The organism is Thermodesulfobium sp. (genome assembly GCF_053498235.1).
Map to the genome: position 1 here is coordinate 1 of NZ_JBRCUV010000060.1, position 14,875 is coordinate 14,875.

Annotated in this window: 16 protein-coding genes, 1 tRNA gene and 1 pseudogene; 17 read left to right on the forward strand and 1 reads right to left on the reverse strand. The window is 32.0% G+C overall.

Translation table 11 applies throughout. The annotated features are described in order from the left end of the window. The 7 genes from scpB to ACWIUX_RS08495 form a co-directional block, all read left to right on the forward strand. On the forward strand, nucleotides 1-349 hold a 349-nt coding region (gene scpB / locus ACWIUX_RS08465), incomplete at its 5' end, for an SMC-Scp complex subunit ScpB (protein WP_448590292.1). Between the two features lie 2 nt (nucleotides 350-351). Continuing rightward, nucleotides 352-1,077, forward strand: a complete 726-nt coding sequence (locus tag ACWIUX_RS08470) for a helix-turn-helix domain-containing protein (protein WP_448590293.1) — start codon at nucleotides 352-354, stop codon at nucleotides 1,075-1,077. Beyond that, entirely contained in the window at nucleotides 1,074-2,387 is a 1,314-nt protein-coding gene (gene rimO / locus ACWIUX_RS08475; protein ID WP_448590294.1) for a 30S ribosomal protein S12 methylthiotransferase RimO, read from the forward strand. The genes ACWIUX_RS08470 and rimO overlap by 4 nt, the downstream gene beginning before the upstream one ends. Beyond that, entirely contained in the window at nucleotides 2,384-3,517 is a 1,134-nt protein-coding gene (locus ACWIUX_RS08480) for a nicotinamide-nucleotide amidohydrolase family protein (protein ID WP_448590295.1), read from the forward strand. Before rimO ends, ACWIUX_RS08480 begins: the two co-directional genes overlap by 4 nt. After that, entirely contained in the window at nucleotides 3,514-4,059 is a 546-nt protein-coding gene (gene thpR / locus ACWIUX_RS08485) for an RNA 2',3'-cyclic phosphodiesterase (RefSeq protein ID WP_448590296.1), read from the forward strand. Before ACWIUX_RS08480 ends, thpR begins: the two co-directional genes overlap by 4 nt. Further along, nucleotides 4,056-4,763 carry a twin-arginine translocase subunit TatC gene (gene tatC / locus ACWIUX_RS08490; protein WP_448590297.1) on the forward strand — a complete coding sequence of 236 codons (708 nt, stop codon included), beginning with the start codon at nucleotides 4,056-4,058 and terminating at the stop codon, nucleotides 4,761-4,763. Before thpR ends, tatC begins: the two co-directional genes overlap by 4 nt. A gap of 2 nt (nucleotides 4,764-4,765) precedes the next feature. Then, nucleotides 4,766-5,179 carry an NUDIX hydrolase gene (locus ACWIUX_RS08495; RefSeq protein ID WP_448590298.1) on the forward strand — a complete coding sequence of 138 codons (414 nt, stop codon included), beginning with the start codon at nucleotides 4,766-4,768 and terminating at the stop codon, nucleotides 5,177-5,179. 7 nt (nucleotides 5,180-5,186) lie between these two features. Here ACWIUX_RS08495 and ACWIUX_RS08500 read toward each other — a convergent pair whose 3' ends face one another. After that, nucleotides 5,187-5,855, reverse strand: a complete 669-nt coding sequence (locus ACWIUX_RS08500; protein ID WP_448590299.1) for a GntR family transcriptional regulator — start codon at nucleotides 5,853-5,855, stop codon at nucleotides 5,187-5,189. A gap of 50 nt (nucleotides 5,856-5,905) precedes the next feature. Here ACWIUX_RS08500 and prmC point away from each other — a divergent pair, with 50 nt between their 5' ends. The 10 genes and pseudogenes from prmC to ACWIUX_RS08550 all read left to right on the forward strand — a co-directional run. After that, the gene (prmC, locus tag ACWIUX_RS08505) at nucleotides 5,906-6,778 is read left to right on the forward strand and encodes a peptide chain release factor N(5)-glutamine methyltransferase (RefSeq protein WP_448590300.1); all 873 of its coding nucleotides are present in this window, start codon (nucleotides 5,906-5,908) and stop codon (nucleotides 6,776-6,778) included. A 76-nt stretch (nucleotides 6,779-6,854) separates the two neighbouring features. Further along, complete coding sequence (gene purL, locus ACWIUX_RS08510) at nucleotides 6,855-10,520, forward strand: phosphoribosylformylglycinamidine synthase subunit PurL (protein ID WP_448590301.1); 3,666 nt, start codon at nucleotides 6,855-6,857, stop codon at nucleotides 10,518-10,520. Between the two features lie 254 nt (nucleotides 10,521-10,774). Next, a complete protein-coding gene (locus ACWIUX_RS08515; protein WP_448590302.1) occupies nucleotides 10,775-11,713 on the forward strand; it encodes a Tim44 domain-containing protein in 939 nt (312 codons plus the stop codon). A 70-nt stretch (nucleotides 11,714-11,783) separates the two neighbouring features. Beyond that, nucleotides 11,784-11,858 (forward strand) — tRNA-Pro (locus ACWIUX_RS08520). A 1-nt stretch (nucleotide 11,859) separates the two neighbouring features. Continuing rightward, complete coding sequence (locus ACWIUX_RS08525) at nucleotides 11,860-12,009, forward strand: helix-turn-helix transcriptional regulator (RefSeq protein ID WP_448590303.1); 150 nt, start codon at nucleotides 11,860-11,862, stop codon at nucleotides 12,007-12,009. Between the two features lie 351 nt (nucleotides 12,010-12,360). Beyond that, nucleotides 12,361-12,984, forward strand: a complete 624-nt coding sequence (locus ACWIUX_RS08530; protein ID WP_448590304.1) for an abortive infection family protein — start codon at nucleotides 12,361-12,363, stop codon at nucleotides 12,982-12,984. Nucleotides 12,985-13,011: 27 nt separating this feature from the next. Beyond that, nucleotides 13,012-13,320, forward strand: a pseudogene (gene rhuM / locus ACWIUX_RS08535) (RhuM family protein); the annotation flags it as partial. A gap of 128 nt (nucleotides 13,321-13,448) precedes the next feature. Continuing rightward, the gene (locus ACWIUX_RS08540) at nucleotides 13,449-13,859 is read left to right on the forward strand and encodes a hypothetical protein (RefSeq protein ID WP_448590305.1); all 411 of its coding nucleotides are present in this window, start codon (nucleotides 13,449-13,451) and stop codon (nucleotides 13,857-13,859) included. 264 nt (nucleotides 13,860-14,123) lie between these two features. Next, nucleotides 14,124-14,414, forward strand: coding sequence for a hypothetical protein (locus ACWIUX_RS08545; RefSeq protein WP_448590306.1), 291 nt, complete (start codon nucleotides 14,124-14,126; stop codon nucleotides 14,412-14,414). A gap of 102 nt (nucleotides 14,415-14,516) precedes the next feature. Further along, a partial coding sequence (locus tag ACWIUX_RS08550; protein WP_448590307.1) for a hypothetical protein occupies nucleotides 14,517-14,875 on the forward strand: 359 nt, incomplete at its 3' end.

Sequence of the window (14,875 nt, forward strand, 5' to 3'; positions counted from 1 at the left end):
GATATACTGTAATTCAAAAGGATATTTTTTTGGCGTTAAACCAGAGTTTAAGGAGTTTATTTTATGCGATAAGGAGAAAGAAAGATTATCTAAACCTATGTTGGAGGTTTTAGCTATAATTGCATACAATCAGCCAATAAGTGCGAGCGGTGTATCAAAAATAAGAGGACTTAGAAGCGAAAAACAAGTTATGAAGCTATTCGAAGATGGCTTTATTAAAATTGTATCATTTAATAATGCTCCTATAAAACAGCCCCTTTTTGGTGTAAGTAACAAGTTTTTTGACTTTTTTGGTTTGAACTCTTTGGAAGAATTGCCACCTATTGAAGATCTAAATTTGAGGAGCTAAATATGTCAAATCATTTAGATTTTCCAGAATTGCTTAGGAACATGAGAGAACAAAGGAATATGTCTATTGAAGAGTTGGCTGAACAATCTAAAATATTTTCCTACTATTTAAAGATATTTGAAAAGGGAGAGAAAGAAAAATTTCCACCTTATTCGATTTCTAAAGGCTATATAAAAATTGTTGCTAGGGAGCTAGATGTAGATCCAGATATACTCTTAAAATCTTTTGATGAGTTTGTTCAGGAAAAAAAGGATGTTGTTGTTCATGAAACTGATATTTTATCAAAATCAAAAGAAAAAAGAGAAAAAATATTAAAGGAAAGAAAAATTAAATCAATTAGGTACATAATAACTTTTGTTTTAATAGTTTTAGTTTTTATAATGTCGATATACTTTATTCATCAGGTAGTTACTAAAAAAAGTCCAATTGTAAGTAAATTGCCTAATAAGGTTGTTACACAAGAACCTACAAATAATGAACCTAATAATAATTCTCAAAAGATTATTTATATGAAATTTACTGGCAAATCTTGGGTATTAGTTAAAGATCAGACACAAAATAAAATTCTGTTTGAGGGTATTATAAATCCTGGTGAAGAGAAGGTGTTTAGCACCAATGACACTCTTGACATAAAGTTAGGTAATGCAGGTGGAGTTGAAATTTCGAAGGATGGGAAAAACTGGTTTAAAGCAGGAAATGTAGGAGAAGTTGTAGAACTAACCGAATGAAGAGGAAAAGATATATTTTACCAGTTTCTTTAGGATGTCCAAAAAATGAAGTAGATTTACAGTATGTATTAGGTAAATTTGAGAGTTATGGATGTTTTTTAACGTTTGATTTAAATTTAGCTGATTATATTTTTATAAATACCTGTTCTTTTGTTAAAAAAGCAAGACAAGAAGCTATTTCAACAATTTTAGAATTCGGTTTAAATAAAGAGAGTTTTAAATATAAAATTATTGTTGGTGGTTGTTTGGTTTCATTATATAAAGCTTCTCTTATTGAACTATTTCCTGAAGTTAGCGCTTTTTTAGAGCCAGGAAGAGATTTTAATGAAAGAATTTTTGATTTTTTGGATAACAATAAAGTTTATTACAATTTTGAAAATGAAGTTTGTTTTACTGATAGCAAAAGAACCTTTTTTTCTGAAAGACCTTTTGAATATCTTAAAATTGCAGAGGGATGTTCACGCAAATGCTCTTATTGTTTAATTCCAAAGATTAGAGGTAGCTATTTTAGTTATGATAGAAAATTTTTAATAAATCAGGCAAGAGATCTTGCTCAAAAAGGGAAAAAGGAGATCGTGCTAGTTGCACAGGACGTTACTTATTATGGGTTGGATAGGGGAGATTCTTTGCTGAAGCTATTAGAAGATCTTGAAAATATTGAAGAAATTAATTGGATCAGATTGCTCTATCTTTATCCAGATCTTCTAAATGAAGATATAATAAAATTTATTTCAAAATCAGGAAAGATCTTACCTTATTTTGACATTCCGTTACAGCATGCTGGCGAAAAGGTTTTAAGTCTTATGAAAAGAAATTCTGATAGCGATAAGTTTTTGAGACTTATAGATAGAATAAGAGATATTATTCCAGATTCTGTAATAAGATCTACATTTATAATAGGTCATCCTGGAGAAGATGAGGCTGAATTTTATAAACTAATTAAATTTCTTCAAAAAGCGAATCTCAATTGGGCTGGTTTCTTTTCATACTCACGGGAAGAGGATACTGCTTCGTATTATTTAGATAACCAAGTAAGTTATTCTGAAAAGAGAAGAAGGTTAAAAATTGCGAGAGATATCCAACAGGATATTACTTTAAAGTGGCGTAAAAGTTTAATAGGAAAGAGTTTTATAGTTTTAGTTGAAAACGATCTTAATAGGTATAATGTTGGAAGAAGTTTTATGGAGGCTCCAGATATTGATTCATGTATAAGATTTAAAGGCAATAAGAGCGTAGAAATTGGTGACTTTGTTAGAATATTGGTAACTAAAAATAATGGATTTAAATTAGAGGGAGAAATAATACAGTGAAAGTTGCACTTTTGTGTGTAGGTTCAGAGTTGACAGCTGGTGCAATTTCAGAAACGAATTCAAGTATTCTTTCTTCGAAACTTGAAAACTATGGACATGAAATAGAGACGATTATTGTAGTTCCAGACGATCTTGCTGTAATTTCAGCGCAAGTTCAATATCTTTGTGAATATTACGATTATATTTTTGTTTCTGGTGGTCTGGGCAATACGTTTGATGATATTACGAGGGAAGCTGTTTCGAATTTTACAAAATTACCTCTTGAAAAAAATTTAGATTTGCCTGAAAAGATGGCATACACTATTAAGGGTTCACAAGTTTTTCAAAATAAAGTTGGTCTTGCTCCAGGTTTAATAGTCAATTTTAATGATAAAAAAATAATACTTCTTCCTGGAGTTCCAGCAGAATTTGATTATTTGCTTGGTGAAATTTTAGAAAAACTCTTTTTAGAAACTAAAGATAGTTTATACATATATTTCTATCATTTGTTGTTAAGATTTGAGAGATCTGTTGAAAAACAACTTCCACCTGAATTATTAAATGACTATGAAGTTTTACTAACAATATTGGGTTTAGATAGCGAAGTGTTACTTATTTTAAAAACTAATTCTGATAAAAAAGCTAGATATTGGGACAAAAGATTAAAGGGGATTTTTAGAGATTCTCTTTATTATTCTGGAGTTACACGTTCAAATTTTGAGACAGAAATATATAAAATTCTTAAAAAGAAAAATCAAACTTTAAGCGTTGCAGAGTCATGCACTGGAGGTTTGCTATCGTCTAGACTTGCTGCTGTAAAGGGAATAAGCAGTGTTTACTTGGGGACTATTGTTACTTATAGTAGTGATTCAAAGAAGAAATTATGTGGTTTCTCTGGAGATCCTGTTTCGCCTGAGGCTGCACTTTCTATTGCTAGGGCATCAAAAGAGATCTTTCAAAGTGATTGGTCTATTGGTGTAGTTTGTTATGCAGGACCTGAAGGAGATAGGGTTGGTCAATCATACATATCTATTGTGGGAGATAAGGCGTACTCCTTTGAAAAGGTTTTTAAGGGGGATAGGAGATTTATTCAAAAAAGAACATCTTCATTTGCTTTGGCAAATTTTCTAGGAGTTATTAGTAAGGTATGAGATTGTTTATTGCTTATAAAGTTCATCATAAGGATGCTCAAGAAATATATCTTAATGTAGTAAATTGTGAAATTTTTAAAAAACATAAAATTGTTGACTACAGAAATTATCATATTACTTTTAAATTTTTAGGGGAAACGAGGCTGGATGTTCAGCTGATTTCAGAAAAACTTTTTGAATCGCTTGACGGCATTAAACAATTCAATTTTTTCTTGTCAAATGAAATTGGTTATATTCCATCAAGGCGAGATCCAAAACTTGCTTACCTGAAAATTTATGAAAAAGACAGTGAATTTGAAAACATTTTTAAAAATATTGATCTTAAAATGAGTGATTTGGGCTTTAGCATGGAGAAGAGAAAATTTAAACCCCATTTAACGTTGGTTAGATTTAAAGAGCCGTTAATAGGTAATGATGTTTTTCCTATTTCTTTTCAAGGGAAGAAGAGAACAGAGTCTGTTTTAGATAAGATTAGTTTATTCCAAAGCATACTATTACCCGAAGGTCCTGTTTATAAGGAGGTGTTCTCAGTTAAGCTATGAACGAAAAAGAGATGAGTTTAGTAGAACATCTTAGCGATCTAAGAAAAACCTTGATAATTGGTTTGGGCTCATGGTTTTTGGGAATAATAATAGCCTGGTTCTTTAAGGATAAAGTTTTAGCCTTTATTAGCTCAAGTCTTCCAAATGGGACTCTTGTTTATTTTTCCCCGCTTGAAATGTTTACTACTGACTTAAAGCTTTCTATGATACTAGGTTTTATAATTATGTCACCTATCATATTTTATAGCGTATGGTGGTTTCTTGCTCCTGGTCTTTATGAAAATGAACAGAAGTTTGTAAAGCGATGGATGCCTGTAATTGTTCTATTGTTTTTTATTGGTGCATTTTTTTCTGTGAAGGTAATTTTGCCTTTTGTTTTACACTTTTTTGTATTTCATACCACAAGTTTTGCTATTCCAAAACTTGCAGTTTCTAAGTTTATTTCATTTTATTTTTTAACTATAGTCTTTTTTGGTCTTATGTTTCAATTACCCTTAGTTTTGTCTTTGTTGGTATTATTAGACATTGTTTCTTATCAAACTTTAAAAAGAGTAAGAAAATTTTTTTATATTTTAATTTTTTTGTTTATTGGTTTTATAAGTCCTCCAGATCTTCTTTCTCAGGGCGTTATGTTTATTCCTTTGATGATACTTTTTGAGATTGGCATGTTTATATCATCCAGATTAAGACCTATGAAGTTTTGAATATGGATAGAAGAAAATATCCATTTCCTATCCTTGCTGTTAGCGGTTTGTTGTTGAAAGAAGATAAAGTGCTTCTGGTTAAGAGAAAGAGTCCTCCTTCAATTGGGCGGTGGTCATTGCCAGGTGGAGTGGTAGAAAAAGGAGAGAAACTTAGTGAAGCGATTAAAAGGGAATTTTTTGAAGAAACATCGCTTATTGTCGAAGTTGTAAAACTTCTTACTGTTTATGAGAAGATTGATCTTCAAGAAGATAAAATAGGTTATCATTATGTAATTTTGCTGTATCTGTTGAGATACTCTGCTGGTTTTTTAAAGGCAAATGACGATGCGTGCGATGCACGCTTTTTTTCAAAGGAAGAAATTACAAAACTAAATTTGACTGAAGGGTTAACAAAAGTACTTAGCGAAGTACTTTGATTAAGGATTAACCTTCTACCTTTGGCAAAATCTTAATCATTGCTTTAAAAGTGTTAATTAAGTGCCTATCCATTGCTTTTTTTGCAGATATGGGATCCTTTTTCTTTATAGCATCTAATATGTCAGTATGCTCTTTTATAACTTGTTCATAATCCCAGGATTTTGTTAGAGCCTTTATTCCGGATAGGTTCATAACGTCTCTAATATCCTCTAAAAACCTTAAAATATATCTATTTTTAGTAAGGTTTGCAATAGTGCTATGAAATTCTCTGTCCAGATCAACAAATCCGACATAATTTTTCTTTATTATCTTCTTTCTTGAATTTATTATTATTTTCTCGAGCTTGTTCAAATCTAAATCTGATTTTATTCTTGCTAATTTTTCTGCTGAAAAGTTTTCTAAAAGCCTTCTAATTTCAAAGATTTCTTTTAAATCAAATCTATTCAAACTACCAATTAATATGCCTTCTCGTGGAATTACAGTTACCAAGCCCTCCTTTTCTAATCGCAAAATAGCTTCTCTTATTGGTGTTCGGCTCATGTTAAATCTTTCAGCAAGTCCTCGTTCTGTTTCAAGTTCTCCAACTTTTATTTTTCCAAGAAATATGTATTTTTTTAATTTTTCGTAAACTTCATCAGAGAGAAGTCGCTTTCTTCTTTTATAGAGCTTTGGCATACTAGTTGATCCTACACAGATTTTTATTTTTGGTTTAAAATGATTATAACATGAATGAAAAGTTTGTAAAAAAGAAAAAGATCAATTTAACGCAAGTAGCAAAGGAAATTTCAAGATTGTTAAAAAAAAGAGCTAGCAATCCGCTGCAAGAAGCAAGAATTATCCTTTCACACTTTTTATCTATAGAGATGAAAGATTTTTACCTGCTTGATGATATAGAAGTTGATATAGATAAGTTAAATTTAGTTTATGAAGCTGTAGAATTAAGGTTAAAAAATAAGCCCCTTGAATACATTATGGGTTATAAACAATTTAGGCTTTTGAAATTAAAAGTTAATGAAAGTGTTCTAATACCTCGAAATGAAACAGAAGAAATAATTGATATAGTAAAAAAATTCTTTCCTCAGGCAAGATTATTTCTGGATATAGGCACAGGTTCTGGTGCAATTGCCTTATCTTTAGTAAAAGAAATTAAAGATTCTATTTGTTTTGCTACAGATATTTCTGAAAAAGCAATAGAAGTTGCTAAAGAGAACGCAAAACAAAATAATTTAGAAAATAGAGTATTCTTTGAACGTGCTGATCTATTTCCTAAAGAGATTATGAAATTTGACATTATAATTTCTAATCCTCCATATATTGACTTAAATAATACAAAGCTTTCTTTGATTAGCGAAGAAATTTATTTTGAACCTAAAATTGCTCTTTTTACCGAAAACAAAGGTTTATTATTTTATGAAAAGATCTTATTAAAAGCAAAAAACTATTTGAATTCTGAGGGAAGTTGCATATTTGAGGTGGGATTTAATCAAGCGCATGAGGTTGTTGAGATAGGTGAAGCCAAAGGATTTGTTTGTTCTATTTTCAAGGATTTGTCCGGAATTGAGCGCTTTGTTGTTTGTTCTGTTAAAATGTTAAAATAAACATATGTGTGGTTATAAAGTAGAAAATGAAATGTTATTTTTTACAATTTTATTAAAAACTTTAGGGGGTTAATCCTTGTATAGAGTTGAGGTTTGGTTTAAGGATGGAGTATTTGATGCAGAAGCAGAAGGTGTGCTGCGGCAAATTGTATCGATTGGTATAGAAAGCGTTCACGATGTTAAGATCGCAAGAGTTTATAATATTGAGGGAAACTTGCAGCAAAATGAGATAGAGTATATTGCAAAGAATTTGTTGATCGATCCGGTAGTAGAGACCTATTTCTTAGGCAAGCAAGAGAAAAAGGGAGAAGATGTAGAAATAACATTTAATCCTGGAGTTATGGATCCGGCTGAAGAACCAATAAAGAGAGGAATAAAAGCTCTTGGATTTAGTAATGTGAAGGCTTGTAGGACTTCAAAAAGATATATTTTTACAGGAGAGTCAATATCTAAAAAGGATATTTCGAAGATTTGCGAAAAAGTTTTGATGAATAAATTAATACAACATGTTGTAAAGGGTAAAGAAAAAATCATATTAGATTTGCCTTCATTTAAGTTTAAAAAAATTGTAATACCAATAAGAAATTTAACGGATCAAGAGTTGCAACAGTTATCTATAAAAAGAAGCCTAAGCCTTGATTTAAATGAAATGAAAATTATAAAAAATTATTTTGTAAATGAAGGTAGAGACCCAACAGACGTAGAATTGGAAACTATTGCTCAAAGTTGGTCTGAGCACTGTATTCACAAGACTTTTAAGTCTGAGGTTGAGTTAGATACAGAGATCTTACCTCCCATGTTTTCTTTAATTAAAGGCGCTACTGATAAATTGAAATCGACAAAACCATATTTGGTTTCTGTTTTTGATGACAATTCAGGTGTTATAAGTTTTAATGACGATTGGTGCCTATGCTTTAAAGTAGAAACGCACAATCATCCATCAGCTTTAGAACCATATGGGGGAGCTGCTACTGGTATTGGTGGTGTAGTAAGAGACATTATGGGGACGGGTCTGTCTGCAAAACCTATTGCGAATACTGATATATTTTGTTTTGGAAATATCGATATTGCACATGAGGAACTGCCTAAAGGTACTTTACATCCAAAAAGAATTTTAGAGGGAGTTTTTAGGGGGGTTAGGGATTATGGAAACAGAATTGGCGTTCCTACTGTAAATGGGGCAGTTTTGTTTCATGATGACTATTTAGGAAATCCTTTAGTTTTTTGTGGTTCTGTAGGAATTGTACCAAGGAAGTATGCTCTTAAGGGTAGGCAGAAATCAGGCGATCTTATTTTGTTGGTTGGCGGAAGAACAGGTAGAGATGGTATACACGGTGTAAATTTTGCATCTTTGGAGCTCTCGGAGGAATCTGAGGTAGTTTCGTCAGGCGCTGTTCAAATAGGCGATCCGTTTACTGAGAAAAAACTCATAGATACAATACTAAAAGTACGCGATATGGGATATATAAAAAGAATTACTGATTGTGGCGGTGGTGGGCTCTCAAGCGCAGTGGGAGAAATGGGAGAGGAAACCGGAGTGGAGGTTTATCTTGATAAGGTTCCTTTGAAGTATCAAGGTTTAAATTATTTTGAAATATGGATTTCAGAATCTCAGGAAAGAATGGTTTTGGCTATTGCCGAAAAGGATATAAAAGAAGTATTGAAAATTTTTGAATCTGAAGATGTTGAGGCTACAGTTATTGGAAAGTTTACCAATGATAAGAGATTAAAACTTTATTACGAAAATTTTGAAGTAGCAAACCTATCTAATGATTTTTTGTTCAGTGGTTGGAAAGAAGCTAGAAAGAAAATCTTGGCAAAGAAGCCAAATTTACTTCCTCAAAATATAGATTATAACGTAAGAGTAACAAATTTTTCTGAAGCTTTTCATAAACTGTTATCTTCTTACAATATTTGTTCTAAAGAAAAATTTATTTCAGGATATGATTTTGAAGTTCAGGGAATGAGCGTAATAAAACCCTTAGTGGGATTATATAGAGATGGACCTTCTGATGCAGCTGTTTTACGACCCTTTTGGAATGACAAAAGGGGTTTTGCAATTTCAAATGGCATTAATCCCTTTTATGGTTTAAAGGACCCGTATTGGATGAGCGCTTCTGCAATTGAAGAGGCACTTAGGCAGCTTGTATGCGTTGGGGCTGATATAACTCAGGCTGCTGTATTGGACAATTTTGCTTGGGGATCTCCTAAAAAGCCTGAAAATGTTTGGAGTCTTTATCAGTCAGTTAAAGCTTGTCATGATTTTTCATTAGCATTTGAAGTTCCTTTTATATCCGGTAAAGATAGTCTTTACAACGAGTTTACTTATCATGATAAGGTAATATCTGTTCCACCTACTTTATTAATATCTGCTATTGCAATCGTTAAGGACGTGGAGAAAACTATAACTTCAGATTTTAAAGGTTCAGGTAATATAGTTTATCTGTTAGGCAAAACCTATAATGAGTTAGGAAGCTCACAATTTATGAAAATAATGTTTGACTCTTATGATGGGATAGTACCAAGGGTTAGGGCAAATGACTCACTTTTGTTAATGAAAAGACTTTCGAAGGCTATTGAGCTTGGTTTGGTAAGCTCTTGCCATGACCTTTCTGATGGTGGTTTGGCTGTATGTATATGTGAAATGAGTTTTTCAGGAAATTTTGGTGCAAGAATTGATCTTAAGAATGTTGTATGTGATGATTCGGTAGATAAAGATGAAATTATTTTATTTTCTGAATCAAACGGCAGATTTTTAGTAGAAGTTAAACCTGAAAACCAAAAAAAATTTGAAGAGATTTTAGAGGGTTGTGTATTTTCTGAAATTGGCAAGACTTGTGAAGAGCCATACCTTACAATAAGGGGTTTGTCTGGAGAAACAATAGTTAAAGAAAACATATATGCACTTAAGGAATCTTGGAGAAGTCCGCTTTTGCCAGATTATTTGAAGAAAAAAATCCCTCATTCTTTCAGTAGAACACCTTTTTCAGTTCCGAATGTAGCTTTTGGTAAAAAACCCAAAGCCATTATCTTAAGGGCTTCTGGTACAAACTGTGATACAGAAACTGTGCTAGCGCTAGAAAACAGTGGTGCTGATGTTGATTTATTCCACATTAATAAAATTCTCAAAAAAGAAGTCAAGTTCAACGATTATAGAATCTTAATTTTACCAGGTGGCTTTACATATGGAGATTATATATCAGCAGGAAAGATTATGGCTGTAGAATTTTCGAAAATTTTTAAAGATATTGTAGAGAGCAATAAAAAACTTTTAATTGTAGGAATCTGCAATGGTTTCCAGGTACTAGTCAAGACTGGAATTTTACCGGGACTTGAGGATGGAGATTTCAAACAAAACGTTACCCTAACCTATAACACTTCTGGAGAATTTCAGTGTGAATGGGTAAATTTAAAGGTTTTAGAAAATAGATGTATCTTCATTCCGAAAGAATTGACCGAGATTGAGTTACCAATAGCGCATGCTGAAGGAAGATTTTATGCTAAGTCGGATGTTTTGGAAAAGATTTTTGAAAACAAACAGGTTGTTTTTACTTATGATAAATATAATCCAAACGATTCAAAAGCGGGAATTGCAGGTATAACCGATAGATCTGGTAGAATATTAGGGTTGATGCCACATCCGGAAAGGAATTTTATATTAACTCATCATCCTTATAAGATTAACAGAAACTATGGTTTTTTGCTTTTTAATAAGCTAGTAAATGTAGCGAGCGAAATTTAAGTTTTTCTTGTGTTATCTCTTTTAAAAAATTTATTATATGTGTGGATAAACTCTTCATAAGAGGGGCCAAAGATTACAACCAAAATGGCTGGCAAAAAGGGAGGTATAGCCCATATCCAATATACAGGCCACAATACTATAGTTGCTAGAATAAAAAGTATTAAATAGTACGTAATATGAGCTCTTGTAATTTTTTGCCTTCTCATCCTTTTCATATTTTAGATTATACAATAAAAATTTAATGGAGGTTAAAATTGTTTAAAAAAATTTTAATGTTATCACTTTTATTATGTTTTGTTTTACTAATATTCAATGTAGAAACTGCCTTTTCCAAAGCTGGTGGCGGTAAAAGTTTTGGCAGCACAGGAACACATAGTTATTCGGGAGGAAGTAAATACGTAAATCCAAACCTAAATACACCTAAGTCTACAGTTCCTACTAACCCAAACTATAATCAGAAATCAAGTTCTCAAAATCAACCCTCCTTTTTGAGGAACTTTTTCGGCGGTTTAGCTGGTGCTCTGGCTGGTATGGCTTTATTTTCTATTTTGGGTAGCTTATTTGGATTTAGTGGACCAAATAGTTCGATAGCAGGTTTTTTCCTTATTTTAATTATTTTGATTTTGGTAATTTATTTGATTAATTTCTTTATGAAAAGAAGAACGTCTCAGAATAATTTATATGGTTATGATAAGGATGTTGCAGATAGTAAACTTGTCCAGGTAGTGGATTTGGGTTCAGTTCAGGCAAAGATGGACGTTGATAATGGTTTAAGTGAAATTGAGAAGTTGTTCCCATCTTTTTCTGAAGAAGATGTAAGGCATAAACTTAAGAATATATTTTTGGAGGTTCAAAGGGCGTGGTCAGAAAAGGATGTTGAAACGTTGAAAAATTTTACTTCTGATGAAGTATTTCTTAACTTTCAGAAACAGATTGAAGAACTAAACAAGAGGGATGTTACTAACGTCATAAAGAATATTTCAGTTAAGAGAATGGAGTTGGTAGATGCCTGGGCAGAGGATAAAACTATATATTTAACCTATAAGATTGAGGCTACAATGATGGATTACGATATTGATAGAGATGGTAATATTGTTAGGGGCAAAGATGAACTAGTTGATTTTCATGAGCTTTGGAGCTTTGTCTCAGAGGATTCAATTAACTGGAAGTTAACAGCAATAAATCAAATATAATATTGGACTTCTAAGTTAAACTAGTTTTTTATTGCATCTACAGTTAATTTAATTTATAATAGTACTTCGTCGGGGCGTAGCGCAGGGGTAGCGCACTCCTTTGGGGTGGGAGAGGTCGGTGGTTCAAGTCCACTCGCCCCGACCAGATGCAACTTTCATCAGACAAGTTATCAAAACTTGCTGGCATTACCTTGCATACAATAACAAAAATTGAATCTGGGGCAACGCCAGACCCTAGAGTTGAAACCGTTAAAAAAATAGCTGATGCTTTAGGCGTTAGCATTGACGATTTATGAGGTAAAACTATGGAAAACTTATTAGACAGTTTAAAATCATTACTCCAAAAAGATGAGCGTCTTATTAGCAAAGAAGTATGGAGTAGGTGAAGAGGATAAAAAAATAAACAAAGAGGTTTGTGAGTATTGATTTTAATCATGAAAGTATCACAAAAAACAAGAGAATTTTTAAGAGATATGATAACTGGTGATGGTGGATTTTAAAAGTATAAAAGTGGTCCTAAACTTGTTGATTTTTTTAATAATAATTTAGGATTCAGTGATGAATATGGTCAGGGTTTTCCTTCAAGAGGGGAGTATGTTGAACAGAAGTTAGAAGAATTAAATGAGCAAGGCAGGATAGATGAAGTTTTGAAATCTTACCTATCACCAGTGAATTATGTTGAGGAAGAAAATCAGTTAAATGAACTTCTAGAGAAGACCAATAAATACCTTGAATTTGATGGCTTTAAGATAGTATTACGAAATAAAAAACTAAAAATTTTATTTCTTGATAATAATCTTATAGAAGCAGGTAAAGTTCAAAAAATTGACAACGAGTTTATAAAAGAAAACCTTAATAAATGTGATGCAAAAATTACTGAAGGCGACGATTCTAGAGCCATTACTAATGCGAGAGCATTGTTAGAGACAATTTTACTTTATATTTATAGGGAGACAACAGGAAAAGATTTTAGTTTTGATGGCGATCTCACTAAATTGTATAAAAATATTTCAAAAATACTCAATTTGTCTATAGATAAAAAGATAGAGGAAAATACTAAACAAGTATTAGGCGGAATGTTGTCTGTAGTAAATGGGATTGCGGGGATTAGTAACAAACTTGGCGATCGTCATGGAAAGATAGAGGAACAATATAAAGTAGAGAAATCTATGGCTATTTTAGTTGTTAATGCCACTAAAACTTTATCTGAGTTTTTAATATCTACTTATGAGAATCAGTATAAAGATATGAAGTATTTTAAAGAGTTATAATTATGCTCTACGAAACTTTTAATTCAATTTGGCACGCAAAGACCAGCGATAACAAAGCATCTTAACAATATCTTTAAGTCAGGAGAGTTGAATAAAAATTCAGTTAGTTCCATTTTTGAACATACTGCAGCAGGTGAAAAAACTTACAAAACACAATTCTATAATTTAGATGCCATTATCTCTGTTGGATATCGTGTAAATTCTTAAGAGGCGACTCAATTCCGTATCTGGGCAACAAAGATATTAAAAGAACATTTAATTAAAGGCTATACTATCAATGAAAAAAGGCTTTTGGAAGAGCGGGAAAAATTTAAAGAATTACAGAGCATAATTACTTTTTTACAAGAAAAATTGCTGAAAAATATAATTTACACTTGAAGCCGGTACTTCTTTTCAAGTCCAAAACCATAAAAGAGTCAAAAGAAAATTACGATGACTTTTTGACGAAAATAGAAGAATTATCTTTGAAAGATATTGAGAAAATACATTCACGAGCAAAAGGCACAAGTTTAGAATGGGCATTTAATTATTTTCAGAAAGAAAATATCTCTTTTGATAATTTAATTAAAGAACTGCAGGGGGATTTTTCTGAAGAAAAAGTTATGCTTTTGGATTCTCAAAATGTTGATGGAGAAAGGCAGTTAAAACTTAATTCTCTTGAAAGCAAGAATAATGAAATTAGAGCGATTTTTGCGGTAAACATGCTCAATGAAGGCTGGGATGTGCTTAATCTTTTTGATATTGTACGGTTATATGATACAAGAGATGGAAGTTGGATTCGCGGTAAGTATAAACCCGGTAATACTACAATGGGTGAGGCACAGCTTATCGCCAGAGGAGCAAGATATTTTCCATTTCAACTGGATAAAAGATAAATATAAGAGAAAATTTGATGAGGATGTTGAAAATGATTTACGAGTTATAGAAACATTACATTATCATTGCTTTAAAAAACCAAAATATATAAAAGAGATAAAATCTACTTTTACTGAAATGGGAATTTTGCCAAAAAAGTCAATCCAAGAGCAAAGCTTACAAAGAGGATAAAATATGTTGAGCTTGCAGACATTAATTCTTCGACCGGAGAAATCGAAAGTTTTAATGAGCTATATGGCTATGAAGCACCAAGCAGAGCACAAATGGCAGTAAGAAGCGGTGACGTACTAGTAGTTTCACTTTCCGGCTCGCTAGATAATATTGGGATAATACTACAAGAGCTGAATAGAGAAGTGGCAAGCACGGGTTTTTTGTTATTAATTCAGAAAAATTATTTAAATGAATTTTTATTTTTGCTTTTTAGATCAGAAATTATGAAGAAACAATTAGAACAGAAAACAGCAGGTGCAATTATGGAAGCCGTCCCTAAAAGTGTTTTTGGAGATTTATTGGTCCCAATCATCCTAAAACAGAAACAAGAAGATATAGCTTAGTTAGTAAAGCAATCTTTTTCCTTACGCAAAGAGGCAGAACAACTTTTAGATGAGGTGACAAAAAGAGTAGAAAATTTTTTATAAGTTGATATACTACATACTATGGCTTCTATCAATCTTTCAATTAAATATAGGCCTGTTAGAATTGGTTTTTTGGTTCGGGATGGTTCAATTGACGACTTAGTTAAAGCCGCCGGGATAAATACCTTGCTCTGGGGCGGAATTTATAATCCGATTATTCCGGTATCAACAAATTCCAAATTCGCTGAGCAATTAATGAATCTTTTTTCTGTGGATATACTTTTTCCGATAAGTCATACAAAGGAAATTGATGATTTAATCAAAAAATACTCATTTTTGAGAGTCCCTGACTATTATGCCCGTTATACCGAGAATATTTTTTATGAAGATGAAGACTGGCATACGAAGAAAAACATCGTTAGGTATTTAGATTCTTTAAA